The 22313-nt window shown below is 62.1% G+C and carries 30 protein-coding genes; 18 read left to right on the top strand and 12 right to left on the bottom strand.

From position 1 onward, the window contains the following. Positions 1-103 precede the first annotated feature (103 nt). Entirely contained in the window at positions 104-817 is a 714-nt protein-coding gene (locus tag PR017_RS03260; protein ID WP_111220272.1) for a DNA helicase, read from the top strand. A 224-nt stretch (positions 818-1041) separates the two neighbouring features. Next, positions 1042-1431, top strand: coding sequence for a DoxX family protein (locus PR017_RS03255; protein WP_111220270.1), 390 nt, complete (start codon positions 1042-1044; stop codon positions 1429-1431). A gap of 103 nt (positions 1432-1534) precedes the next feature. Here the strand turns inward: PR017_RS03255 and PR017_RS03250 are convergent, their stop codons facing one another. Next, positions 1535-2299, bottom strand: coding sequence for a cation efflux transmembrane domain-containing protein (locus tag PR017_RS03250; RefSeq protein WP_111220268.1), 765 nt, complete (start codon positions 2297-2299; stop codon positions 1535-1537). 98 nt (positions 2300-2397) lie between these two features. Between PR017_RS03250 and PR017_RS03245 the strand changes: the two genes are divergently transcribed. Both PR017_RS03245 and PR017_RS03240 read left to right on the top strand, forming a co-directional pair. After that, a complete protein-coding gene (locus PR017_RS03245; RefSeq protein WP_111220266.1) occupies positions 2398-2829 on the top strand; it encodes a MerR family transcriptional regulator in 432 nt (143 codons plus the stop codon). Positions 2830-3284: 455 nt separating this feature from the next. After that, a complete protein-coding gene (locus PR017_RS03240) occupies positions 3285-3773 on the top strand; it encodes a GNAT family N-acetyltransferase (RefSeq protein ID WP_111220264.1) in 489 nt (162 codons plus the stop codon). Positions 3774-3894: 121 nt separating this feature from the next. On the opposite strand, the gene PR017_RS03235 is transcribed toward PR017_RS03240, so the two are convergent. From PR017_RS03235 to PR017_RS03220, 4 genes are all read right to left on the bottom strand, one after another. After that, on the bottom strand, positions 3895-4227 hold the full coding sequence (locus PR017_RS03235; protein WP_111220262.1) for a type II toxin-antitoxin system HicB family antitoxin: 333 nt from the start codon (positions 4225-4227) through the stop codon (positions 3895-3897). Next, positions 4224-4430 carry a type II toxin-antitoxin system HicA family toxin gene (locus PR017_RS03230; RefSeq protein ID WP_240538990.1) on the bottom strand — a complete coding sequence of 69 codons (207 nt, stop codon included), beginning with the start codon at positions 4428-4430 and terminating at the stop codon, positions 4224-4226. Before PR017_RS03230 ends, PR017_RS03235 begins: the two co-directional genes overlap by 4 nt. A gap of 153 nt (positions 4431-4583) precedes the next feature. After that, complete coding sequence (locus PR017_RS03225) at positions 4584-5666, bottom strand: D-alanine--D-alanine ligase family protein (protein WP_111220258.1); 1083 nt, start codon at positions 5664-5666, stop codon at positions 4584-4586. Positions 5667-5963: 297 nt separating this feature from the next. Continuing rightward, positions 5964-6566 (bottom strand): superoxide dismutase, encoded by a 603-nt coding sequence (locus tag PR017_RS03220; protein ID WP_111220256.1) that lies wholly within the window; start codon positions 6564-6566, stop codon positions 5964-5966. A 548-nt stretch (positions 6567-7114) separates the two neighbouring features. Between PR017_RS03220 and PR017_RS03215 the strand changes: the two genes are divergently transcribed. Both PR017_RS03215 and PR017_RS03210 read left to right on the top strand, forming a co-directional pair. Beyond that, positions 7115-7336: a hypothetical protein gene (locus PR017_RS03215; protein ID WP_111220254.1), complete on the top strand. Its 222-nt coding sequence runs from the start codon at positions 7115-7117 to the stop codon at positions 7334-7336. Positions 7337-7465: 129 nt separating this feature from the next. Then, a complete protein-coding gene (locus tag PR017_RS03210; RefSeq protein ID WP_111220252.1) occupies positions 7466-7654 on the top strand; it encodes a hypothetical protein in 189 nt (62 codons plus the stop codon). Between the two features lie 39 nt (positions 7655-7693). Here the strand turns inward: PR017_RS03210 and PR017_RS03205 are convergent, their stop codons facing one another. Beyond that, entirely contained in the window at positions 7694-7993 is a 300-nt protein-coding gene (locus tag PR017_RS03205) for a hypothetical protein (protein ID WP_111220250.1), read from the bottom strand. Between the two features lie 153 nt (positions 7994-8146). Between PR017_RS03205 and PR017_RS03200 the strand changes: the two genes are divergently transcribed. Then, entirely contained in the window at positions 8147-8338 is a 192-nt protein-coding gene (locus PR017_RS03200; protein ID WP_111220248.1) for a hypothetical protein, read from the top strand. Positions 8339-8393: 55 nt separating this feature from the next. After that, positions 8394-9134 (top strand): histidine phosphatase family protein, encoded by a 741-nt coding sequence (locus PR017_RS03195; RefSeq protein WP_111220246.1) that lies wholly within the window; start codon positions 8394-8396, stop codon positions 9132-9134. Positions 9135-9169: 35 nt separating this feature from the next. Here the strand turns inward: PR017_RS03195 and PR017_RS03190 are convergent, their stop codons facing one another. After that, positions 9170-9379, bottom strand: a complete 210-nt coding sequence (locus tag PR017_RS03190; RefSeq protein ID WP_111220244.1) for a hypothetical protein — start codon at positions 9377-9379, stop codon at positions 9170-9172. A gap of 201 nt (positions 9380-9580) precedes the next feature. On the opposite strand from PR017_RS03190, the gene PR017_RS03185 reads away from it, so the two are divergent. The 3 genes from PR017_RS03185 to PR017_RS03175 all read left to right on the top strand — a co-directional run bounded on the left by PR017_RS03185 (position 9581) and on the right by PR017_RS03175 (position 12454). Then, a complete protein-coding gene (locus PR017_RS03185) occupies positions 9581-10420 on the top strand; it encodes a helix-turn-helix transcriptional regulator (RefSeq protein WP_111220763.1) in 840 nt (279 codons plus the stop codon). Positions 10421-10511: 91 nt separating this feature from the next. After that, positions 10512-11219 (top strand): YbhB/YbcL family Raf kinase inhibitor-like protein, encoded by a 708-nt coding sequence (locus PR017_RS03180; RefSeq protein ID WP_111220242.1) that lies wholly within the window; start codon positions 10512-10514, stop codon positions 11217-11219. Positions 11220-11230: 11 nt separating this feature from the next. After that, positions 11231-12454 carry an MFS transporter gene (locus tag PR017_RS03175; protein WP_111220762.1) on the top strand — a complete coding sequence of 408 codons (1224 nt, stop codon included), beginning with the start codon at positions 11231-11233 and terminating at the stop codon, positions 12452-12454. Positions 12455-12890: 436 nt separating this feature from the next. Here PR017_RS03175 and PR017_RS03170 read toward each other — a convergent pair whose 3' ends face one another. The 3 genes from PR017_RS03170 to PR017_RS03160 all read right to left on the bottom strand — a co-directional run bounded on the left by PR017_RS03170 (position 12891) and on the right by PR017_RS03160 (position 14929). Further along, complete coding sequence (locus PR017_RS03170) at positions 12891-13142, bottom strand: DUF1488 family protein (protein WP_111220761.1); 252 nt, start codon at positions 13140-13142, stop codon at positions 12891-12893. 190 nt (positions 13143-13332) lie between these two features. Beyond that, on the bottom strand, positions 13333-14184 hold the full coding sequence (locus tag PR017_RS03165) for a protein-L-isoaspartate O-methyltransferase family protein (RefSeq protein WP_111220239.1): 852 nt from the start codon (positions 14182-14184) through the stop codon (positions 13333-13335). 130 nt (positions 14185-14314) lie between these two features. Next, a complete protein-coding gene (locus tag PR017_RS03160; protein ID WP_111220237.1) occupies positions 14315-14929 on the bottom strand; it encodes a TetR/AcrR family transcriptional regulator in 615 nt (204 codons plus the stop codon). A 110-nt stretch (positions 14930-15039) separates the two neighbouring features. Between PR017_RS03160 and PR017_RS03155 the strand changes: the two genes are divergently transcribed. Then, positions 15040-15396: a hypothetical protein gene (locus tag PR017_RS03155; RefSeq protein ID WP_206423171.1), complete on the top strand. Its 357-nt coding sequence runs from the start codon at positions 15040-15042 to the stop codon at positions 15394-15396. A gap of 91 nt (positions 15397-15487) precedes the next feature. On the opposite strand, the gene PR017_RS03150 is transcribed toward PR017_RS03155, so the two are convergent. Beyond that, a complete protein-coding gene (locus tag PR017_RS03150; protein ID WP_111220235.1) occupies positions 15488-16375 on the bottom strand; it encodes a branched-chain amino acid aminotransferase in 888 nt (295 codons plus the stop codon). 247 nt (positions 16376-16622) lie between these two features. On the opposite strand from PR017_RS03150, the gene PR017_RS03145 reads away from it, so the two are divergent. From PR017_RS03145 to PR017_RS03120, 6 genes are all read left to right on the top strand, one after another. Then, positions 16623-17663, top strand: a complete 1041-nt coding sequence (locus PR017_RS03145; protein WP_111220759.1) for a zinc-dependent alcohol dehydrogenase family protein — start codon at positions 16623-16625, stop codon at positions 17661-17663. A gap of 327 nt (positions 17664-17990) precedes the next feature. Further along, positions 17991-18449: a cupin domain-containing protein gene (locus PR017_RS03140; RefSeq protein WP_111220233.1), complete on the top strand. Its 459-nt coding sequence runs from the start codon at positions 17991-17993 to the stop codon at positions 18447-18449. A 374-nt stretch (positions 18450-18823) separates the two neighbouring features. Further along, on the top strand, positions 18824-20383 hold the full coding sequence (locus tag PR017_RS03135; protein ID WP_111220231.1) for a TerC family protein: 1560 nt from the start codon (positions 18824-18826) through the stop codon (positions 20381-20383). Between the two features lie 60 nt (positions 20384-20443). Then, the gene (gene tam / locus PR017_RS03130) at positions 20444-21217 is read left to right on the top strand and encodes a trans-aconitate 2-methyltransferase (protein WP_111220229.1); all 774 of its coding nucleotides are present in this window, start codon (positions 20444-20446) and stop codon (positions 21215-21217) included. A gap of 71 nt (positions 21218-21288) precedes the next feature. Continuing rightward, the gene (locus tag PR017_RS03125; RefSeq protein WP_111220227.1) at positions 21289-21567 is read left to right on the top strand and encodes a BrnT family toxin; all 279 of its coding nucleotides are present in this window, start codon (positions 21289-21291) and stop codon (positions 21565-21567) included. Beyond that, the gene (locus PR017_RS03120; RefSeq protein ID WP_111220225.1) at positions 21521-21775 is read left to right on the top strand and encodes a BrnA antitoxin family protein; all 255 of its coding nucleotides are present in this window, start codon (positions 21521-21523) and stop codon (positions 21773-21775) included. The genes PR017_RS03125 and PR017_RS03120 overlap by 47 nt, the downstream gene beginning before the upstream one ends. Positions 21776-21816: 41 nt before the next feature. Here the strand turns inward: PR017_RS03120 and PR017_RS03115 are convergent, their stop codons facing one another. Then, positions 21817-22215, bottom strand: coding sequence for a hypothetical protein (locus tag PR017_RS03115; RefSeq protein ID WP_111220223.1), 399 nt, complete (start codon positions 22213-22215; stop codon positions 21817-21819). Positions 22216-22313: the final 98 nt, after the last annotated feature.

Here is a 22313-nt window from a genome sequence, read left to right as displayed (position 1 = left end):
CGGGGAAGCATCATACATGCAGGGTCACAAACGTTCATCGAGCCATCTGTTCGGGCATCGCATGCGGAGGGGTTGCGTTTTCGGCTCGCAATGGAGGTTACGCATGAAACTTTCTGCACCCATATTCCAGCTGAAGCGGCGGGCAAAGCTGATGGCCCGGAGCTCTGGCGTTCCGCTCAACCAGGCGCTCGACCAGATTGCCCGCGACGAGGGGTTTGCCCGATGGAGCATGCTGTCATCGCGCATGGCCGTCAGGTCGTTGTCTGAAACGATATTGTCCAGGCTCGAGGACGGCGACCTGCTGCTCGTGGCGGGGCGACCGGGGCACGGCAAAACCAGCCTCGGGCTCCAGCTTCTGGTCGATGCCATCGGCGACGAACGAAGAGCGGTGTTTTTCACGCTCGAAATGACCGAGCAGCAGGTGCGCAAGCATATCGGCGTGCTCGAGAAGGATGACCGCACAGATTGCGACAGGCTGGAGGTCGTCACGTCCGACGATATCAGCGCGGATTACGTCATCCGGCATCTGGCGGGATCCCAGCCGGGAACGATCGCGATCATCGACTACCTGCAGATCCTCGACCAGAACCGCAGCAAGCCGGCGCTCGCCGAGCAGATCGTCGCTTTGGGGAGTTTTGCGAAGGAGACAGGCATCGTCCTCGGGTTCATTTCGCAGGTCGACCGGTCGTTCGACGCCGAGAGCAGGCGCCTGCCGGATATCTCCGATATCCGCCTTCCCAACCTCATCGACCTCGGCCTCTTCACCAAGGCATGCTTCCTGCACAATGGCGAGGCTCAGTTGCAGGCCGTGGCGTGAGTCCTCGGGTCTAGCCCGAGGATGACGATGCGGAGGGTGGCTGAATGACACCTGGCGGATCGGCATTGCCGTCGCCGCTCTAGTAAGCGGATGATCGAACCTGTGAACAGTCTGTCGCCGCCGGTCGGCTTGGCGGCGACAGTGTGTCGCGCTATGGGGTTTTTTTAAAGAGTATCGGCGGACGCTGCTCATCAACCGACAAAGCCCAACCACCGGAGACGATTATGAAACAGCAACTATCCTCCGCCCAGCCCTACGTGCTCAGCCTCCTGCGCATCGTCTTTGGCCTGGTCATCTTTTCTTTCGGCACTGCCAAGATCTTCCATTTCCACGCTGGCGTCTTCATGCCACCGGAGGGCTCGCTGCCATGGGTCGCGGGGCTGATCGAGCTTATCCTCGGCTTCCTGTTCCTGATCGGTTTCCAGACACGGGTCGTGGCCTTCGTGCTCAGCGGAGAGATGGCAGTCGCCTACTTCATCGCCCATTTTCCGAAGAGCTTCTTCCCGACCGAAAACGGCGGCTATGCTGCCGTCGTCTTCTGCTTCCTGTTCCTCTACTTCGTGACATCGGGCCCAGGCCCTGTCAGCGTCGACGCAAAGCTGCGCCAGGAATAGTAGACGTTATTCGAATGCTGCAGACACGAATCAGCCCATTGCACGCGAATGCAATGGGCTGATTTCGTTCAGAGTGTTGGCGAAATCCGGGACATCAGCAGCCTCAGTGGCTGTGTGCGGCTGCCGGCTTATGGTCGTGGCTATCGCCGGCGGCGTGATCGTGAGAGCAGCTGCCCCCATGATTGTGGCCGGCATGGTCATGGCCTTCGTGATTATGGCCTTCGTGATCGTGGGTATCAGCGACACCGCCGGTTCCGGCTGCTTTCCATTCGCGCCAGGAGTGGCTGAGGATCTGCACCGAGGACGTCAGGAACAGGCCTGCCATGACGGCAGCGACGGCGAGATCCGGCCAGGCCGTGTTGGTGCCCCAGACGCCGAGCGCCGCCGCCATGACCACGACATTGCCGATGGCATCGTTGCGCGAGCAGAGCCAGACGGAGCGCACATTAGCGTCGCCATCCTTGTAGTTGACCAGCAGCACGACGGTTGCAAGGTTGGCAAGCAGCGCCAGGAAGCCGATGATGCCCATGACCGGCGCCTCCGGCACGCCGACCACGAAGACCCGGTAGATGGTGGCGGCGCAGACGAACAGGCCCATCAGAAACAGGCTGATGCCCTTGCCCGCTGCCGCCATGGTGCGGATCCGGGGAGACGCGCCGATGACGGCCAGCGAGATGCCGTAGGTGACGGAATCGGCAAAGAAATCCAGTGCGTCCGCCTGCAGCGCCTGGGACCGGGCCAATTGGCCGGCGACCATCTCGACGAAGAACATGATGCCGTTGAGCGCGATGACGATCCACAGGCGCGTCTTGTAGGTATCCGACATGCCGTCGAAGGGACCGTGGGTGTGGCCGCAGGAAGCGCTCATGATGTCACCTTTCTTATCGGGCTGGTTTAGTTGCCAGAACCTGTGTGACATCCTATCTAATCCCTCTAGCGACTAGAGGAACAAGAGGAAATTTCGCCATGCTGTCGATCGGGACATTGTCGAAGCGCGCCGGCGTCAAGGTGCCGACCATCCGCTACTACGAGCAGGTCGGGCTGCTCGACGCGCCCGAGCGCAGCGACAGCAACCAGCGGCGCTACGGCGAGACCGATGTGGAGCGGCTGGCTTTTATCCGCCATGGCCGCGATCTCGGCCTGACAGTCGAGGCGATCCGCGGCCTGATCACCCTCAGCCAGCATCCGGAACGCCCCTGCCGCGATGCCGACCAGATCGCCCGCGAGCACCTTGCCGACGTCCGCGAAAAGATCGCCCGCCTGAAGAAGCTGGAAAACGAACTGGAACGCATCGTCTCCCATTGCAACGGCCACAGCATAGAAGACTGCTACGTCATCCGAGCTCTCTCCGACCACGGTCTTTGCGAGACGGAGCATGTTGGTGGGGGTGGCTTCTAGCGATTAGTGATTAGTGAGTAGTGAGTAGTGAGTAGTGAGTAGGCAGTAGGCAGTAGGCAGTAGGCAGTATCTATTTCCACCAAAGTGTTGACGCAAGTCGCTATCAATATTTTAAGGCAACTTGAATGCGCTTATTGCCTATTACTGCTGATCTAAAAATGTCTGCTACTTATTTTCAAAGCGCCTACCTAATGCTCAAATCCTACTGCCTACTGCCTAACGCCTACTGCCTCTACTCACTACTCACTACTCACTAATCACCCCCTCCCCTTGACATCCCCACCATTTCAGATCATCCCTTCCCCCATGATCACGCACGCGCTCATCACCCGCTCGTACTTTTGGCTGTACCTCTAGAAGGGCGGCCGGCAGATCATATTTGTCAACAAGCCGCCGTCAGGCGGCTTTGTTGTATGCGACAGCGTCCTGACGGCACTCCACACAGGACGCAGACCATGCTCGAAGACAGTGAAATATCTCTCCTGAGACCTCCGGTGCTGACCATTCGTGCCGCCAGGCACGAGGACCTGCCAGACCTCAACGCGATGATCAGCCTGCTGGCAGCCCATCACGGCGATGCGGCCGCGACGACGCCCGAGCAGCTGGAACGCGATCTCTTCGGCCCCCTGCCGTGGATCTCGGCGCTGGTTGCCGATTCCGCCGAAGGCCTCCTCGGATACGCCATCCTCGTGCCGCTCTATAAGGCGCAGGAAGGCCAGCGCGGCATGGACCTGCATCATCTCTTCGTGCGCGACGGCCATCGCGGCCACGGCATCGGCCAGCACCTCGTCGACCGCGCCCGCGAGACCGCCCGCAAGGCCGGTTGCCGCTACCTCTCGGTCAGCGCCGCCACCGGCAACGTCGCCGCCCACCGCTTCTACGAACAGCTGGACTTCACCCCCCGCCCGGTGACGGGGATGCGGTATTTGCAGGCGATCGGATGAAGGTGATGTGGATTGGGTCGCCCGAGGGTCCAAAAGAGGATAAGGCAAGCTCTGGCCTGGAGGCGGAGCGGAGCTTGCGTCTCCCAATACGGCCTCCGGTTCCTCGTTTGAGATTAAGTGTTCAGCGTACAGAGGCCTTGTCCAGAACCTCTTCGGCCCATTGATTGAGACTTTTTCCCGCAAGTTCTGCGGCCTTTGCGGCACGGGCGTGGATCTCGGGATCGACGCGAAACATCATCTTGCCGGAATAGGGCTTGTGGGGCGCCCGCCCGAGCTTCCGGCAGGTTTCGACATAATCGTCGACCGCCTCGTGAAAAGCCTTCTTGAGAGCGGCAACGCTGTCGGCATGAAAACCGATGACGTCAGGCACGCCGGCAATGTTACCGAAAAATATCTCGTCTTCCGCATCAAAGGCGATGCGTGCAGAATAGCCCTTGTAGGTGAGGATACTCATGGTGTTACTCCCAGTTCCTGCAAATAGAGCCGCGCATCCCTGACCTGATATCGCTTGGCTTCCTTGACGGGGTGCGGCCGATGAAAAAAAGCTAGCTTTCCATCTTTTTCAAAGCGGACACGCGAACCGCTGCCTTCGACAACCCGGCATCCGGACGCCAGCAAAAGCGCCTCTAGGTCGGCCCAGGCGATCGTGCCTTGCACCGGATCCTTGAAAAGGGCGACCAGGGTTCTGCGATGCCTGCTGTTCATGAATAAGGATAGCAAATGCTAGCATGAAACGCAAGCATTCTGATGTCCCGGCAGGGTGCAAACACGGGGGGCAACCGCCAAAGCCGCCGCCCCCCTAGCTCTCAATCATGCCACAGACCGCCTTGCGCTATCGCGGCGCAGGGCGTGGGCGATGAGGCGGTCGATGAGTTCGGTGTTGTCGATGCCGCTGGCGGCGAAGGCTTTCGGGTACATGCTGATATTGGTGAAGCCGGGAATGGTGTTGACCTCGTTGATGGTGATCGTACCGTCGGCCTGCAGGAAGACATCGACGCGCGCCATGCCCTCGCAGCCGAGCGCCAGAAAGGCGCGGCGGGCGATTTCGCGGATGGCTGCGGCCACTTGGTCCGGCAGATCGGCAGGTACTTTGACCTGGGCGCCGTCGGCATCGATGTACTTGGCGTCGTAGCTGTAGAAGCCGTGCTTTTCGGCGGGCACGATCTCGCCGGGGAGCGAGACGACCAGAGAGCCGTCGGCATCCTCCAGCACCGCACATTCGATCTCGCGGCCGTCCACGAAGGTTTCCACCAGCACTTTGTCGTCATGACGGAAGGCGTCGCTGAGGACCCCGGTGAACTCGTTGGAGGTACGCGCGCGGCCGACGCCGACCGACGATCCCTGCCGGGCCGGCTTGACGAAGACAGGCAGACCGAGCGTCCCCGAGATCGCCTCGAAAGACGCCGGTTCGCCGCGCCGCAGCGTCACCGAGGGCGCAACCGCAAGCCCCGCTTGCGCAAGCAACCGCTTGGCGATGTCCTTGTCCAGCGCTGCGACTGAGCCGAGAATACCGCAGCCGACATAGGCGACATCGGCCACCTCGCAATGACCCTGCACCGAGCCGTCCTCGCCGAACAGGCCATGCAGAACCGGAAACACCACGGAGACCGGCCGCAGTTCATAGGCCGCGCCCATTAGCGGCATCGCCATCATCCGTCCGCGGCCGCCCGGCAGCAGGCAGACGCCGGTGCCGGTTGCGGGCACGGCCGATGGCATCGTCTCGCTATCCCAGTCGATCAGCAACCATTCGCCGCTGCGGGTGACGGCGATGGGGACGATCTCGTATCGGGAGCGATCCATGGCGTCGACGACATTGGCGGCGGACAGGAGCGAGACCTCGTGCTCGGAGGAACGTCCCCCGAAAAGGACTGCAATTCTCGGCTTGCTGGACATGCGGTGGCGATCCCCCGTGCGTGTATGCCGCGAGGTCTCGCGGCCGGGCAGACGGTTGGCACAACCGGTCTGCCGGCCTGCAAGGTTAAATTGAACTGCGCCTGATTTGTGGCGGGCCGCGCGAGCAGGGTTTTTGTGGGTTCGCGGCAAAGGATCGGAGAAGAGACCATTGTGTCCGTTTGGGCGCTGCCCCCTCTGGGGATGTGGACATCTTCCCCAGAGGGTGAGATCAGCGGAGGCCGGCCAAAACGGAAAAAGCCCGGCGCGGGGCCGGGCTTTAGGGGTGTTCGGAGAGAATTACTTGGTTGCCGTTTCGTACATTTCCAGCACGTGATCCCAGTTGATCAGGCTGTCGATGAAGGCCTCGAGATATTTCGGGCGGGCGTTGCGGTAGTCGATGTAATAGGAGTGTTCCCAGACGTCGACGCCGAGGATTGGGCTTGCGCCGTGGACCAGCGGATTTTCGCCGTTCGGGGTCTTGGAGATTTCGAGCTTGCCGTTCTTGACGGAGAGCCAGGCCCAGCCGGAGCCGAACTGCGTCGTGCCGGCAGCAGCGAAATCGGCCTTGAACTTGTCGTAGCCGCCGAGATCGGAGGCGAAGGCTGCTTCCAGCTTGCCGGGCAGCTTGTTGCCGCCGCCGCCCTTCTTCATCCACTTCCAGAAATGGATGTGGTTGTAGTGCTGGGCAGCGTTGTTGAAGAGACCGGCATTGGTGCCGAACGACTTCTTGACGACCTCTTCGACCGACAGGTCGCTCATGCCGGCTTCGGCGGCGAGCTTGTTGCCGTTGTCGACATAGGCCTTGTGATGCTTGTCGTGGTGAAACTCGAGGGTTTCCTTCGACATGAAGGGGGAAAGCGCATCGTAGTCATAGGGAAGTTCAGGCAATTCGAAAGCCATGGTCTTGTTCTCCTGTTGGCAGGTGAGGCGGAACATAGGAGCGGAACCCGCACGAGGCAACCGCGCAAAGGCTAAAAATCGGAGTGCCTGCCGAAAAAATCCGCCGTATTTCAGGAGCATGGCAAACACGTCGCATGGCCAATGCCTGAAGGACGTGCCATGTCGCTCGCCGCCTGAGGGGTTGCCGCCCGCAGCGGCCGCACATTGACTGTGTTCAGCCTGAAGTTGTCTCAGCACCGACGCGGCCGGGGCGAAACGCGGTATTAGCGCTCGATTGGCGCGTTCATGGGTGTCAAAGCCTTCGGTACTACTGCAACCGCCGAGAGGTCTAGCCTGTCGCGCGCATCATGCTATGCTCTCATCGATCACTGGGGGCTGGAAAGGCAGGGAGGGGCAGCAATCGCACGTTGTCCCGATTGGTCTTGAAAGGTGCCTTGTGACCGGCGGGTGCCGCGGATGGCATTCGCCACAGTGCATGACCTTGAGATAAAGACCACGCTACGGCGCCCTGATGGCGACCGGCGACGTGGCGGAGAGCAAAAGCGCCCATGTCAGTTCATCGTTTCCCCATCGGCCAGTCCGTACGCCTCAAGAGCCGCCAGGGCCTGTCGCCCCGTGCCGCCGATACCTACCGCATCATCGCCCTGCTGCCGGTGCGGGACAACTCGCCGCAATACCGGATGCGCAACGACGAAGTCTCCCAGGAGCGCGTCAGCCAGGAGCGCGATATCGAAGCCTATGACATCGTCCCGGATATCGCCGCCGAGTAACGGCGGCCTTGACCGGCAGCATTTCCGGACGGGTCGCCTGAAGGGCGTCCTCATCCAACTGTCGCCGGCCTCTACGACATGCGCCAGAAGCCCCTCGTCAAGCATCGCCAACGCCCACAGGAGAGTGCCATGTTGTTCTTTTTCAAGGGCCGTTCGGTCATTGTCGAGACACCGCTTCGAGCCCGCGCCTACCCCAGCCTTGCGCTCGTCGGCACTTCCGACGCAAAGGCGGTAGCCATGGCCGGGCTCGAAGATGCCGACATAGCCATCGCGATCCCATCCGACCACCCGACGATCGAGGTCGGGAGCCTGATTTGAGCCGCGCTGGCGCCGCCGGCATCTGTCATCGTGGCATCCTCAAATCGTCTGCAGAATTTCATCGTGGGTCGAGCCGGCAATGAAGCAGCTGCTGGCCTCGCCAAGCAATCGCAGAAACGCGGCATCGGTGTTGATCGCCCGGTGGTCGCGCTCGAAGGCCTGAAGATCCTCGTGCTGCGCAGACCAGAATATCCGCGTCGGATTTCCGGCGAGCGGCCGGCTGATAGCGATCCGGATGCCGTGGTTTTCTTCGATCAGCCTTGCTGCCTTGTGGACGAATGCGAATGCGTCGGGGACCTTGCCGGGCGCAATCGCCGCGCTGCGTAACCAGGTAATCATGTGGTGCTCCTTGCCGTTTCCGAGACTTGCTCGATGTCGCAGGAGTAGACGCTGCCACTGTCAGATTGTGTCAGCAGCGCCTTCACCACCATCGTGACGGTAGGCATCGGGCACAGGAACTGCTATGTCGTCCTTTCAAGCGAGGATGGGACGATGGCAAGAAAAGCGTTGTTTGTTTTGGGTCTGTTGCTGTTCATCGCCGGAGTGATCTGGGCCGCACAGGGCAGCGGTTACTTCCCCTACCCCGCCAGCAGCTTCATGATCGACCAGCGACCCTGGGTCTATCGCGGCGCCATCACGGCTATCTGCGGTGTCGTGGCGATGCTTTGGTCCCGGCGGCTCTGAGCCTTGTCCCGAAACACGCCGCCTGTGGCGACATGCTGACAATGCGGAACGGCTGATGCGCATCTTTCTCGTTCGCCATGGCGAATCCCTCGGCAACCTCGATGGCCATGCCTACCGTGAATTCGGCGACCACAACGTGCCCTTGAGCCAATGGGGCTATCGTCAGGTGGCGCACGCTGGCGGCGTGATTGCCAAATACCTGGACAGCCTTCCCGAGTTCGAGCGTCCGAAACTGCGTGTCTGGTTCTCGCCGTTCCTCAGGACGCGCCAGAGCAAGGATGCGCTTTTGACGGTGTTGCCAGCGGCAACCGTCGGCAAGGTGCGGGAAGACTATCTGTTGCGCGAGCAGGATTTCGGGGTCTTCACCGAGATCTACGACCATGTTGAGCAAAGGCAGAAGTTTCCGGACGAGTTCGAGCGGTGGGCACGGCTGCGCAGCAATGGCGCCAAGTTTTACGCGCGGCCACCGGATGGCGAAAGCCGCGCCGACGTGGCGCAGCGCATGCGGCTGTTCCTGCAGACCGTTATGCATGAGGCGCTGCACGGCCACGATAGCGTATTGATCGTCGGCCACGGCGTTACCAACCGCGCCTTCGAGATGAATTTCCTGCAGCATCCCGTCGCCTGGTTCGAAGGATCCGACAATCCGGGCAATGCCGACGTGACAATGATCGAGGGCAACGGCACGCGTGGCTACACGTCCACACTGTTGCACAAGGCTACCGACCGACAGCCCGGACAGGACGAATTGCGCGATGCCGTCCTGCCGTCTGGGCTCTCAGGCCCCGGAGCCTGACGGGTCGGCACCGGCGTTTTGGCTGATAGCAGTGACTATTCCGCCTGGGTCTTGACCTTTTCCGCTTCCTCGACGTCGGTGCGACCGCCGGAAATGCTGCTTGTCGTCATGGCAACCGGGTCGGATGCCGGAAAGCTATCCTCCAGTCCGGTGTCAAGCTCGCCCTTTGCGGCGGTCTTGCGCTGGTCCGCCTGTTCCTGCTTCAGCGACTGGGCGGCTGGCGAGATCTTGTCTTCGTCTGTCATGGGGGTGTCCTTTTCGCGTTTTCCTGACGCAGCGGTAACATTTGCCGGCGGCGGTCGGTTCCATCCTTGGCAAAGGCGCGGCAGCGACAGCCTGTCGCCAATTCGCTTCGACATGCCGAAAAGACGCCGTTTGACGCCCTATCCGGCCTTGGCATCCCGCGAAACGTCGGCGTAGATATCGGCTCCCGCCTGGAGCCTGACATGTCCGAATTCCGTCTCATTCTCGAGCGCCTGCACCGCCTGGTGGCTGAAGATCGCAGGCCGATTACGCCACTCTCCGACCGGAATGCCGCGTCGTCGCTGTTCTCCTTCGTCACCCATCGGCGCGAGCGCATCGCCGGCGCCGCCTTTTCGCGGCTGTCGGTCGTGGTTATCGTCGAGGGCAGCAAGGAAGTGCTCAGCATGGGCCGCCATCAGCGTCTCGATGCCGGCACGGTGCTGGTGCTGCCGCCCGGTTGGCGCGGCGAGGTCGTCAACGATCCGGATCCGGCAAGCGGCGCGTACCGCGCCATCTTCATCGACTTCCCGGATGCGCTGGTGCGCCGGGCAGAGTCCGGCCTCTCTCCGCTGCGGCGGCCGGCGCTTCCTCACATCGCGCTCGATGCGACCCTTGCCGAGACGATCCGCCATGCCGGCGACGGGATCATGGACGGCAATCTGCCGACGGTGATTGCCGAACACCGGGTGCTGGAAATCCTGATGGTTCTGGCAATGCGCGGCGCCCTGCCCACGCGGGCGGATACCACGACCGATGCCATCCGGGCGTTGGTGCGCTGGCAGCCCGACCGGGCCTGGACTGCCGACCTGATCGCCACCGAGCTCGGCACCAGCAATGCGACCCTGCGCCGGCGACTGGGGATGGAGGGCACCTCGCTCCGTGCCGTGATTGCCGGCGAGCGCATGGCACTTGCCGAAGCGATGCTGGCGGAGGACGGGCTCAGCTTGCGGGAAGCGGCGCTGGCGACAGGCTACCGCTCGCCCAGGCGCTTTGCAGAACGCCGGCGGGCGCTCATCCAGCACGGCACGACGGAGCCGATTTAAGCGTTTCAGACTTCCAATCGAGCGTTTCCGTGCTCATGGTCGGGCCGGCGATCTGTTAGCCAGTGTCCAGCGATCCACCAAAGGGGCTTCCATGCGAACCACCAACAGATTTCCGGGTGCCATTGTGCTTGCCGCCGTGGCTGGCCTCATTCTCCCCGCCTCGGCAGTGCCGGCCTTTGCCGCCGATCTTGCGGTCAGCTTCGGCAAGGCCGAGCCCGGACGTATGCTGCCGCCGGCAAATGCTGCCTGCGTCGTGCGTCAGGGCAAGCTCAGGCCGGGACGCAACGAGAGCCCGTCGCTGTCGTGGTCGAAGGGCCCGGCGGGCACGAAATCCTATGCCGTCGCCATGGTCGATCCCGACGTGCCCGTCGATCGCAGCGGCTTCAACAAGGATGACGTCGTGATCGCCGAGACCGCGCCGCGCGAGGAATTCGTCCATTGGGTGCTGGCCGACATTCCCTCCGACTTCAGCCACCTGCCCGAGGCAATCGACGGCAACGGCGTGACCAAGGCGGGACTGCCGCTGAAACGCACCGACCACGGCCGGCGAGGACAGAACGGATTTGGCGAGGGCTCGCTGAAGAACGGCCCGCAGGGCGGCTATCACGGCGCCTGCCCACCCTGGAACGACCAGCGCGTCCACCACTACCGCGTCACCGTCTACGCGCTGGATGTCGAGCACCTCAGCCTGCCGGACGCGTTCACCCGGGCCGACCTGCTGCGGGCCGCCGATGGCCATATCCTGTCGAGCGGCAGCGCCGAGCTGCTCTACACATTGAATGCCAGGGCCAGGGAATGACCGGGACGGACATGAGCAAGACCGCGAGCGAGGATGTCACGGCGCACTGGATGCGCAACATGATCGTCTGCCTCGTCGGCTCCTTCACCACCATCGTCGCGATGACGCTGCTGCTGCCGTTTTTGCCGCTCTATGTCGAAGAGCTCGGCGTCAGCGACAAGGCCGGAATCGTCCAGTGGTCGGGCATCGCCTATGGCGCCACCTTCTTTGCCGCAGCCTTCGTCGCGCCGATCTGGGGCAGGCTCGGCGATATCTACGGCCGCAAGCTGATGCTGGTGCGCGCCAGCCTCGGCATGACCCTCGCCATCGGCCTGATGGGCATGGTCGACAGCGTCTGGCAGCTGGTGGCGCTGCGGCTGTTCACCGGGCTTGCCGGCGGCTATGCGTCGGGGTCGATGGTGCTTGTGGCCACGCAGACGCCAAAGCATCGCGTCGCCTGGGCGCTCGGCATGGTGTCGTCGGGGATCATGGCCGGCAATCTGGTGGGGCCGCTGATCGGTGGCGCGCTGCCGGCAATCATCGGCATCCGCAACACGTTCCTTGCGGCCGGCGGAGTGATCTTCCTGACCTTCCTTGCCACCATGTTGTTGATCAAGGAAGAGAAATCGGCCTCCCGCAGACAAGCCGCCAAGGCCAGCGGTGGCTGGCGCTCGATCGAGGACAAGCGGCCGGTCATCGCCATGCTGGCAACCGGCATGCTGTTGATGCTCGCCAACATGTCGATCGAGCCGATCATCACCGTCTATGTTGCAGACCTGATCGACGACCAGACGAAGCTGACGCTGATATCGGGCGTGGTGATGTCGGTAGCGGCGCTGGGAAGCGTACTTTCGGCCTCGTGGCTGGGCAAGCTCGCCGACCGCATCGGCCACTGGCCGGTGATATCAGGCGCGCTCGGCATCGCCGCGCTGCTGTTGATACCGCAGGCCTTCGTTACCAGCGCCTGGCAGCTGATTATCCTGCGTTTCCTGATGGGCGTGGCGCTCGGCGGACTGCTGCCCTGCATCGCTGCCGTCATCCGCCACAGCGTTCCCGATGCCGCAGCCGGCGGCATCCTCGGCCTGTCGACCTCGTCGCAGTTCGTCGGCCAGGTGGTCGGCCCGGTGCTCGGCGGCTTCGTTGGCGGCCATATCGGCATGCGCGCGGTATTTCTCGGCACCTGCGTGCTGCTGTCGGCCGGCGCGGTCTACAGCTGGATAGTTCGGCCGCGACATGAAAGGAGAGGTGCAGCCTGAGAGGGCTCAACGGTTTTCTGGAAACGATATAAGCAATACCGCCCGTCCGCAAAACAATATTGCAATCTAAGCGCGTTTACTTCTAAGCTAATCTCAACTTGACGGCAAAAGCATTGCCAGCAAGGCCGGGGTTACAGCGGAAGCAGAGGCGCCAGACCAGCTGGCGTATCGGAGACGATGGGCTTCTCCGACCAAGCGAAGGCCTCGCTGTAAACTGGAGATGATCTATGTGGTGGATACCATTTAGTATCACGCTAACAGTCAGGAAAAACCGGACAGGCTGGCAAGTGAATGCCCGGTTCCAATTGCTAGTCTGGCGAAGAGAGGGGTGGGCGAAAGCTTATCCCTCACTCCATAAGCACTATAACCTCGAAATTTCGACCAGACAAGATGGGCCTCATTTCAGAGGTATCCGATGGGCCGCCTCGATCGAATACTACCTGAAATCCTTCGACGTCAGGATGTAGGAGCTGCGGCGAGTGGCTGCGTAGGCCTTGGTGGCGACGGCCTGGATGCCGCTGCGCTTGGCGTCGAAGGCGGCGAGATAGCCGGCCTCGGAATTGGCGCCGGCAAACACGTCGACATCGACGAAAAGCTGTACCTGGAACATGCCGTCGTGACCGAGGAAGCGAACGCGGCGACCGGGTTCGTCATAGCTGCGGCTGGCATTGGGAAACGTAAGCGACATCGGACTACCTTCTGAAAACGGCCCGGTCGCCTTGAAAAATCGGGGGCCGAAGCGCCATCGCCTCGTGTCCCCGTGCGTCCGGAAAAGCTGCCTGCGGGAGCGTGGCATCGCAGGTCTCCCGCAGAGCATAGCACGCGAGAGCGTCAGGCGGCGGCTTTAATTGCAAGAATGTCACCGCACGCAAAGCCACTCAGGCAGGTTGCGGGATATCGCTGGAAAACCAGACATCGGGATAGACGGCAATGGCGGTGTCGTCCGGCACCCTTGCGGCCGTGGTCCAGACAGAGCGGACGGACCGCGCCTCCGATGCGCTTTGTGGCGTCCGCGTCGCGACGATCTCATCGGATGCGCCAATGCAGGGAATGAACCACGACGGTCTCTGCGGGGCGACGCTGAAGCCATTTGCATCGGCGCGGATGAGCAACGTCAATCCGACACCCTGCGTCGGTCGCCAGGGGAAAATCAGCCGCCCGCCTGGCTTCAGCGCCTGCAGCCAGGCAACCGGGGGTGCGGCAACGCCGGCATTGACGTAGATGACGTCGGACATCGGCATTGCTGCTTGCGTGGCGTTGGCATTGACGACGGTGACGCCTTCGAAGGGCTGGAGATTGAGCCGCGCTCTGTCGGCGAGATGGGTTTCCCGTTCGAAAGCGGTGACCTTGCCGTCCGGCACTGTGAGGAGCGCCAGGATGGCCGTGTAGTATCCAGTACCCGCGCCGATATGGGTTACGCTTTCGCCGCGCTGCGGGGCGACCGCTCCGATCCACGAGGCATGCAGGAAAGGCTCGCCATTGTTGATGCCTTTTGCTGCATCCAAGGCGACAAGGTTGTTCTCATAGAGATAGACGGGATCGGCGCTCGGCGTTTCCAGGTAGTTGCTGCCCTCTACCCAGACGTGCCACGGCCCCGGGCCGAGAAAGACTTCGCGGGGAACGAGCTCGAAGACACGCTCGAGGCGTGGATCGCGGGACAGGCTGACGGCGGCCATGCGCTTGGCGAAAAATCCTCGGATTTCTTCCAGGCTGGCTCGGTTGCTCTTCATGAACCTTCCCCCCTCTCCGGCACATTACGGTGCAGACGAAACTCGGAAACATCGGCTTGGTCGTCAGGAAAATGCATTTTCTTCCGTTGTGCAACGGGGAATTTGGCAAACAGTCTGACAAGCGCCTCCATCAGGCCCGGAGGCCACTGCGGATCACCGCCTCGACCAGCCGCTCGAGATCCGCATCCGGCGTCTTTTCCGCCATCGCGCCGAGCCGGCCGTCTATCAGCAGGGTGGCCAGCCCGTGCATCAGCGACCAGCGTGTGCTGGCCAGCACCAAGGTCTCGAAGTTTTGCGGCGTGGCGTCCGGCACAAATCCGGATTGATCAGGTGCCAGGCCTGACTGGTCCGGGGTCAACAGGGCGAAGGCGGCGACGCCTGCCGTCGCCAGCGCCGGGGAAGACCAGTCCAGCCGCTCCGAGCGGAACATCAGCAGGAATATCCCGGGATGGGCCCTGGCGAAGGCGACGTAACCGTGCGCCAGTGCCCGAACTCGCTTGAGTGCGTCCGGTTCGGCCAGATGCTTCTCGAGAGCCTGCCGCAGTCGGACGAAGCCTCCTTCCGCCAACTCGGTCAGCAGGCCGGTGATGTCGCCGAAATGATGGGACGGTGCCGCATGGGAGACTCCAGCCTCGCGTGCCGCTGCCCGCAACGTCAGGGCTTCAATACCGTCGCGGTCGAGGATCGCCTCTGCCGCGGCAAGCAGCGCCGGACGAAGCGCTCCGTGATGATAGGTCTGTGTCATCCGCCATCCTTACACCGACAAGATCGCCCTTGACGAGAGGCCGGGATGGATGTCATATATCTTTACAGTGTCTAGATAAGAGCCAGCAGGCCTCGCGGACGGGAGCAATCATGGACGGAACGATGGTCTACGTGTCGATTACGGGCCTCCAGATCAAGGCACGGCGTCATCTGCCGCGCTTCTGGTGGCACGCCATCCCCTCTATGCTGCAGGCGCAGAAGGCAGAGGGAAACATCTCAACGGCTGCAAGACAGATAGACGGCGTCCATCATACGCTGACGGTTTGGAAAGACGAGGCCGCCATGCGCCGCTATCTCGTCGCCGGCGCGCATCTGAAAGCGATGAGGGCGTTCGGTTCGATTGCGACCGGCAAGACGTTGGGTTTCTATGCCGACCGCGTGCCGGACTGGCAGGAGGTACATGCGCTCTGGCAGACGAAGGGCAAGACCGTCGGGCGGGCGAAATAGGGTTTCGCACTATGCCTCTGCTTGCCTTCAGCGGGCGGTGGCCATTGCGCCTCGCTGCCAACTCTTCTTCATGCGTCTGAAGATTGGCCGATCATTCGTCGGTGGCTTTGCGCGAATGGGCCCAGTCCATGTAAATCTCCAGTGCCTTGCGGGCGACCGGTCCTTCGCCGAACGTGCGGCCATCGAGGCGGTCGATGCCGACGATCTTCGAATAGTTTCCAGTCGTGAAGACCTCGTCCGATCCCATGAAGTCGGCAACGGATAACGTCGTCTCGCGAACGTCGAAGCCGGCCTGGCGGAGCAGGCCGATGATCCGCTCGCGGGTGATGCCGGCCAGAAAGGTGCGGTTGGCGACGGGCGTATATACGGCTCCGTCCTTGACCATGAAGACGTTGGAGGATGCCGTCTCGGCGACATTCCCGTTCATGTCGCAGGCAAGCGCATTGTCGAAGCCACGGCTACGGGCTTCAACGATCATCCGGCCGCTGTTCGGGTAGAGCGAGCCGGTCTTGGCCTCGGTCATCGCCGTCTCAGGCGACGGGCGGCGATAGGGCGAGACGGTCAGGGACTGCGGCTTGGCATTGTTCATCGGCGCTTCGAACAGGCAGAGCGCAAAGCGGGTCGAGGCCGGATCGACCGCGACGACGCTGGTCGGCATCCCGTGCTCGCCCCAGTACATCGGCTTGATGTAGAGCGCCGAAGTACCATCGAATTTCTTCACGCCCTCCAGCGCCAGCGCCTCGATCTGCTCCGCAGTCATGGTCGGTTCGAGGCCCATGGCGCGGGCCGAGCGGTTGACGCGCTGGCAATGCAGATCGAGATCGGGCGCTATGCCGTCGAACCAGCGGGCGCCGTCGAAGACTGTCGAGGCCAGCCACATCGCATGCGAGGTGGGCCCGATCAGCGGCGGGTTGCCGGGCAGCCACTCGCCGTCGACATAGGTCCAGGTAGTGGAACGCGGCGATGTATCGACAGCCATGGTGATCTCCTTCGAATTTCGTCACGAGACAAGACCTCATGGAAGGCGAGAATCAAGAAGAAATCTCAGTGGCAAATCCATTCGCAACAAACGACGCGAAGGTGTGAAGCCGGCGCAACTTTCCTGCGCTTGCCATCCGTCGCATGAATTGGTGCATGAGCAGAATTGATGGGGCGCGGAGTGGAAGCAGCCGTGGTGGCGTGCCATCATGGAAACCATCCAACGCCCACTCGAATCGGAACTGCCGATGCGCGCCATGTATTACGAAGCCTTCGAGGCTAAACCCGAAATCCGCACCCTGCCCGATCCGACTCCGTCGGAAGACGGGGTGGTCATCGCAGTCGGTGCGAGCGGTCTTTGCCGCAGCGACTGGCATGGCTGGATGGGGCATGATCCCGATATCGCCCTCCCCCATGTTCCCGGCCACGAACTGGCTGGCAAGGTGGTGGCGACAGGGCGCGGCGTGGTGCGCTTCAAGATCGGCGACCGGGTGACCGTACCTTTCGTCTCGGGCTGCGGCCATTGCGGCGAGTGCCATTCCGGCAATCAGCAGGTGTGCCCGAACCAGTTCCAGCCGGGATTCACCCACTGGGGATCGTTCGCGGAATATGTCGGGATCGACTATGCGGACACCAATCTGGTACATCTTCCGGAGACGATCGACGACGCGACGGCGGCAAGCCTCGGCTGCCGCTTTGCCACGTCGTTCCGCGCCGTCACCGACCAGGCAAAGACCAAGCCCGGAGAATGGATCGCCGTGCACGGCTGCGGCGGCGTCGGGCTGTCGGCGATCATGATCGCCACGGCACTCGGTGCCAATGCCATTGCCATCGATCTCTCCGACGAAAAGCTGGCCTTTGCCCGCGAATGCGGTGCGGTGGCGACGATCAATGCCGGGACCGTTTCCGATGTTGCCGAGGCAGTGCGCGAGATCACCGGCGGTGGCGCGCATGTGTCGATCGATGCGCTCGGGCACCCCACGACCTGCTTTAACTCTATCCGCAACTTGCGCCGACGCGGCCGGCACGTGCAGGTCGGGCTGATGCTCGGGCAGCACGCGACCCCGGCGATCCCGATGGCGCAGGTGATCAGCCTGGAACTCGAGATCTATGGCAGCCACGGCATGCAGGCCTGGCGCTACGATGCGATGCTCGCAATGCTGTCTGCCGGCAAGATCGCGCCGCAGAAGCTCATCCAGCGGCGGATCAGCCTGGAAGAGGCTATTCCCGCGCTGATGACGCTCGACCGGGCGGAAGGCCTCGGGATCAGCGTCATCACACGGTTTTGAGGTTGCGGTCGGCGGCCTCATCGGGCGCGATCGACGGCCGGGTTGCATTTAGACCACATGCCTCGCCTGCGATGTCTTCCCTGTCACATGTCTGTATCGGAGAGCGTGTTAGCACTTGCGCTGCAAGGGCACGAAGGTGGATATGCAAGGCTGGTTCGGCCGACCTCCAAAGGTCGCTCGAATGCGCCTGATACTGCTACACCGCGTTCGTACCCGTGAATATGACGCAGGGCAGCCCGTCCGTATGACCATGGCCGCACGGTTGCCAAGGGTGGTCGAAGGGTTTAACGGACGCGTCCTCAAGAAGAAAAACAAGAAAGCGACATCATGTCCGACTCCTCCCATGCCGATATGGCAGCCCAGGCCAAGCCTCTTTTCGTGCTCGGCGACCACGTCCAGCGCCAGGCGCGCCTTGAAGGCACGTGGCTCAACGTCTTCGACGTCACGGTCCCGTCCGGTGGCGGCACACCCCTTCACAGCCACGCCAGCCCTGAAGTGTTCCGCATTCTCGAGGGCACGCTGACCGTGCAGCAGATGACGGACTCCGGCCTCTCGGAGACGCGGGCGCAGGCCGGCGACATCATTTCCATCCCCGGCAACGTGCCGCATGGCTACAGCAATGCCGGTCCCGACGCCGTCGTCTTTTCGGCCATAATCGACAAGGACATGGCGACCTATTTCGAAGTTGCCGATATCGGTCCGCAGGCGGAAATCGCGCCCGACGAGGAAGCCGAACGGTTTCTGGTCGCCGCCGGCGAACACGGTATCCGTATTCTGGCATCGTAACCGATCAGGCGGACCGCAGCAGAGTGCCGCGGTCCAGTTGCCGGCATGCGATGTTCATAACCTTGCCGGTACCGATGTTTTCGTCGTCTCCCCCTTGCTTAAACACCAGTTCGACGCCAGATTGCACCGATGCCCGATAGCGACCCATCCAGTACCAGCCTGCCCCATGCCGCGAGCGATATGCCGGCAGACGAGGGCAGCGACTATTGTAGACCCGGCAAAGCGGGTCGTTTTCACTCCTCGTCCGTGACAGCTATCGGCACCTCGAGACGCCGAAGCCAGTTGTCGGCGGCGACTTGCGGCATCACACATCATCCAATCTCAAAACAGGGGAGTGGCCGGTCTGCAATGACTGCGGCCGCCAACGCAGAACTATGATCTTCGACTGGATATCCGATCCTTCCGTCTGGGTCGGTCTGGCCACCCTCATCGTTCTCGAGATCGTTCTCGGCATCGACAACCTCGTGTTCATCGCGATCCTTGCGGATAAGCTGCCGCCGCAGCAGCGCGATTCGGCAAGGCTTATCGGCCTTGGCCTGGCGCTGGTCATCCGCCTTTTACTGCTGGCCTCGATCGCCTGGATCGTGACGCTGACGACGCCCTTGTTTTCAGTGATGAATTTCGGCTTTTCGGGCCGTGACATCATCCTCATCATCGGCGGCATATTCCTGCTATTCAAGGGGACGATGGAGCTGCACGAGCGGCTGGAAGGCCAGGAGGAGAGCAAGGACAAGAAGCAGGTCCATGCTGTCTTCTGGCAGGTGATCGTGCAGATCGTCGTGCTCGATGCGATCTTCTCGCTCGACAGCGTCATTACCGCCGTCGGCATAGTGCAGGATCTCGCCGTGATGATGATGGCCGTCATCATTGCCGTCGGCTTCATGCTCGTGCTGTCGAAGCCGCTGACGCTGTTCGTCTCCAAGCATCCGACCGTCGTTATCCTCTGCCTCGGTTTCCTCATGATGATCGGCTTCTCGCTGATCATCGAAGGTTTCGGCATTCATATTCCGAAGGGCTATCTCTACGCCGCAATCGGCTTCTCGGTGATCATCGAGGCGCTGAACCAGCTTGCCCGCCACAGCAAGGAGCGGCTGATCACGCCAAGCAACATCCGTGACCGCACCGCCGACGCCGTGCTGGGCCTGCTCGGCGGCAAGCGCTCGCAGGGCACGCTCGGCCAGACGGCTGACTTGATCGCCGAACAGGCTGGCGAAGCCGAAGTCTTCTCGAACGAGGAGAAGGACATGATCCAGGGCGTGCTGGCGCTGGCCGACCGCTCTGCCCGCTCGATCATGACGCCCCGCATCGACATCGACTGGCTCGACCTCGACAAGCCAGTCGCCGAACTGCAGCAGTTGATCCTCGATGTCGGCCATTCTCGCTTTCCGGTGGCGCGCGGTAGTCTCGACAATTTCATCGGCATCGCCAGCGCCCGCGATCTGCTGCGCGACCTCCTCAAGGACGGTGCCATCGATCTGGCGCGGTCGATCCGCCAGCCGCTCGTCGTGCATGAAAGCATCACGGCGCTGAAGCTGATGGAGCAACTGCGGCTTTCGAACCAGGCGATTGCCGTCATTCTCGACGAGTATGGCGAGATCGAGGGCATGGTGACGACGACCGACCTGCTCGAAGCCATCGCCGGCGAATTTCCGGACGAGGACGACGAAAAACTGTCGATCGAGAGAGGCGACGACGGATCGCTGACCGTCGATGGCTGGATCGACATCCGCCAAGCCTCTAAACTGGTCGACGCCGACCTCGTCGACGAAAACGACCGCTATTCGACGCTGGCCGGCTTCATCCTCTGGCGTCTCGGCCACCTGCCGCACGAGGGCGAGAACTTTGCCTCCGAGGACCTGGCTTTCGAGATCGTCAAGCTGGAAGGTCGCAACATCGCCAAGGTGCGGATCAGCCGGGTCGCAGAGCCGGCCTGACGTCATGCTGGTGTCATAGTTGGCGCCAATGGTCTGTCTGAAAAGACAGGGAGACATGACATGGCGTGGTCGGCAAACCAGTATGTGAAGTTCGAGGACGAGCGCACCCGTCCCGCGCGCGACCTGCTGGCCCAGGTGCCGCTTGAAACGGTGACGCGTGCAATCGACCTCGGTTGCGGGCCCGGCAATTCGACGGAACTGATCGTCGAGCGCTTCGGTGCCACCGCGGTTTCCGGCCTCGACAGCGATCTCGACATGCTGGAGAGCGCGCACCTACGCCTGCCCGGCACCACCTTCACGCAGGCGGATCTTGCGACCTGGCAACCGAGCGAAAAGACCGACCTGCTGTTTGCCAATGCCGTCTTCCAGTGGCTGCCAAACCATCTCGACATCTTCGACAGGCTGTTGGACGGCCTTGCGCCCGGCGGCGTGCTGGCGGTGCAAATGCCGGACAATCTCAACGAGCCGACACACCTGCTGATGGAAGAGACGGCGCATGCCGGGCCCTGGCGTCCGGCGTTCGAGGCAAAGAGCGTTCGCCGCACTCCCCTCGCCCCCCCTTCCGTTTACTACCACCGGCTGATCGGCAAGGCTGCGCGTATCGATCTCTGGCACACCGTCTACAACCACCCGATGGCCGATGCTGAAGCGATCGTCGAATGGGTCAAGGGAACGGGCCTGCGCCCTTATCTCGACAGGGCCGGAGACGCCCACCGCGATGCCTTCACGGCAGACTATCTTGCCCGCATCGCCAAAGCCTATACGCCGCTTGCCGACGGCAAGGTCCTGCTACGCTTTCCCCGGCTGTTCATGGTGGCCGTCAAAAAAGCCTGAACGGCTATCAATGCGCGCAAAAGTTGCTATTCTGTCGTTATTGCAAATTATAGATTTTTGTAGTAACAAAAATGGCGATCATTTTCGACCCGGCGAAACGCGACAGAGCGCTTGCAGAGCGCGGGCTCGACTTTGCCAGATGCAGCGAGATTTTCGCCGGCGACACGCTTACCCGGGAAGACGACCGGGCCGAGTATGGCGAACAACGGTTCATCACCGTGGGCTTTCTCGACGGCAGAATGATGATCGTCGTGTGGACGCCACGGGACGGTCATGAGCGGATCATCAGCATGAGGAAAGCCAATGACCGAGAGCGAAAAGTCTATCAAGGAAGAATGGCAAGACCCTGATGACGCACCGGATTTGTCGACCCCCGAGTGGATCGAGAAATTCAGAAGCGTGCCCGTCAGGCGCGGCCGGCCGCTGATCGATGCGCCGAAGGAATCGACGACGATCCGGCTCGATGCGGATGTCCTGGAGCGGTTTCGCGAGGGTGGTCCGGGTTGGCAGACGCGCATTAACGCCGCGCTGCGCGAATGGCTGGACAAGCAGGCGTAGCGGCAGCCCGGATTTCCGAGCCGCCGCCTGATATTACCGGATCAGACGAACTGGCTGAGCCCCGGGATCGAGCCGACGACCTCGTCGACGACTTCGTCACCGGCATATTGCCTTGCGACTGCGATGGTTTCCTTGGCGAGCGCCGAGATCTCGCTCATGCCGAGCCCCTGGCTCATCAGTTCCTGACCGAGCGCCATGATGCCGCCGCCAGCGCCGACGGCGCTCATGAGGCCTCCGAGCAGCCCGCCGCCGCCGCCGGTCTCGGCACCATTGAACTGGGCTACGAGATCGGGCGCGCCGGGGATCGCCGTGATCATCTTCGAGACGGGGCCGTCCGGAGCCTCGCGCTGCAGGAAGCCGAGCATCATGCCGACGGCGCGTTCGGCGATATCGGGGGCGATGCCTGCCTTGGAGGCGATCTGGTCTACGACTTCGTTCATGGGGCTCTCCTGCCACAGGGATTAAAGGGTAGTTCAAAGCGTATTTTGTTTGGCCGGCCAACTCAAGGCGACGCGGGGCGGGAGGTCGCTTTTCTCCG

The sequence above is a fragment of the Rhizobium tumorigenes genome (assembly GCF_003240565.2).
Classification (GTDB): domain Bacteria; phylum Pseudomonadota; class Alphaproteobacteria; order Rhizobiales; family Rhizobiaceae; genus Rhizobium; species Rhizobium tumorigenes.
This window is presented reverse-complemented; position numbering and strand designations above follow the sequence as displayed.

Coding starts and splice junctions, on each gene's coding strand:
- PR017_RS03240 (WP_111220264.1), top strand. CDS start 3,285: ATGCTCGAAGACAGTGAAATATCTCTCCTGAGACCTCCGGTGCTGACC.
- PR017_RS03190 (WP_111220244.1), bottom strand. CDS start 9,379: ATGACAGACGAAGACAAGATCTCGCCAGCCGCCCAGTCGCTGAAGCAG.
- PR017_RS03245 (WP_111220266.1), top strand. CDS start 2,398: ATGCTGTCGATCGGGACATTGTCGAAGCGCGCCGGCGTCAAGGTGCCG.
- PR017_RS03175 (WP_111220762.1), top strand. CDS start 11,231: ATGAGCAAGACCGCGAGCGAGGATGTCACGGCGCACTGGATGCGCAAC.
- PR017_RS03200 (WP_111220248.1), top strand. CDS start 8,147: ATGGCAAGAAAAGCGTTGTTTGTTTTGGGTCTGTTGCTGTTCATCGCC.
- PR017_RS03170 (WP_111220761.1), bottom strand. CDS start 13,142: ATGTCGCTTACGTTTCCCAATGCCAGCCGCAGCTATGACGAACCCGGT.
- PR017_RS03160 (WP_111220237.1), bottom strand. CDS start 14,929: ATGACACAGACCTATCATCACGGAGCGCTTCGTCCGGCGCTGCTTGCC.
- PR017_RS03120 (WP_111220225.1), top strand. CDS start 21,521: ATGACCGAGAGCGAAAAGTCTATCAAGGAAGAATGGCAAGACCCTGAT.
- PR017_RS03215 (WP_111220254.1), top strand. CDS start 7,115: ATGTCAGTTCATCGTTTCCCCATCGGCCAGTCCGTACGCCTCAAGAGC.
- PR017_RS03165 (WP_111220239.1), bottom strand. CDS start 14,184: ATGAAGAGCAACCGAGCCAGCCTGGAAGAAATCCGAGGATTTTTCGCC.
- PR017_RS03155 (WP_206423171.1), top strand. CDS start 15,040: ATGGACGGAACGATGGTCTACGTGTCGATTACGGGCCTCCAGATCAAG.
- PR017_RS03145 (WP_111220759.1), top strand. CDS start 16,623: ATGCGCGCCATGTATTACGAAGCCTTCGAGGCTAAACCCGAAATCCGC.
- PR017_RS03210 (WP_111220252.1), top strand. CDS start 7,466: ATGTTGTTCTTTTTCAAGGGCCGTTCGGTCATTGTCGAGACACCGCTT.
- PR017_RS03205 (WP_111220250.1), bottom strand. CDS start 7,993: ATGATTACCTGGTTACGCAGCGCGGCGATTGCGCCCGGCAAGGTCCCC.
- PR017_RS03135 (WP_111220231.1), top strand. CDS start 18,824: ATGATCTTCGACTGGATATCCGATCCTTCCGTCTGGGTCGGTCTGGCC.
- PR017_RS03140 (WP_111220233.1), top strand. CDS start 17,991: ATGTCCGACTCCTCCCATGCCGATATGGCAGCCCAGGCCAAGCCTCTT.
- PR017_RS03115 (WP_111220223.1), bottom strand. CDS start 22,215: ATGAACGAAGTCGTAGACCAGATCGCCTCCAAGGCAGGCATCGCCCCC.
- PR017_RS03225 (WP_111220258.1), bottom strand. CDS start 5,666: ATGTCCAGCAAGCCGAGAATTGCAGTCCTTTTCGGGGGACGTTCCTCC.
- PR017_RS03125 (WP_111220227.1), top strand. CDS start 21,289: ATGGCGATCATTTTCGACCCGGCGAAACGCGACAGAGCGCTTGCAGAG.
- PR017_RS03250 (WP_111220268.1), bottom strand. CDS start 2,299: ATGAGCGCTTCCTGCGGCCACACCCACGGTCCCTTCGACGGCATGTCG.
- PR017_RS03195 (WP_111220246.1), top strand. CDS start 8,394: ATGCGCATCTTTCTCGTTCGCCATGGCGAATCCCTCGGCAACCTCGAT.
- PR017_RS03255 (WP_111220270.1), top strand. CDS start 1,042: ATGAAACAGCAACTATCCTCCGCCCAGCCCTACGTGCTCAGCCTCCTG.
- PR017_RS03180 (WP_111220242.1), top strand. CDS start 10,512: ATGCGAACCACCAACAGATTTCCGGGTGCCATTGTGCTTGCCGCCGTG.
- tam (WP_111220229.1), top strand. CDS start 20,444: ATGGCGTGGTCGGCAAACCAGTATGTGAAGTTCGAGGACGAGCGCACC.
- PR017_RS03185 (WP_111220763.1), top strand. CDS start 9,581: ATGTCCGAATTCCGTCTCATTCTCGAGCGCCTGCACCGCCTGGTGGCT.
- PR017_RS03150 (WP_111220235.1), bottom strand. CDS start 16,375: ATGGCTGTCGATACATCGCCGCGTTCCACTACCTGGACCTATGTCGAC.
- PR017_RS03235 (WP_111220262.1), bottom strand. CDS start 4,227: ATGAGTATCCTCACCTACAAGGGCTATTCTGCACGCATCGCCTTTGAT.
- PR017_RS03220 (WP_111220256.1), bottom strand. CDS start 6,566: ATGGCTTTCGAATTGCCTGAACTTCCCTATGACTACGATGCGCTTTCC.
- PR017_RS03260 (WP_111220272.1), top strand. CDS start 104: ATGAAACTTTCTGCACCCATATTCCAGCTGAAGCGGCGGGCAAAGCTG.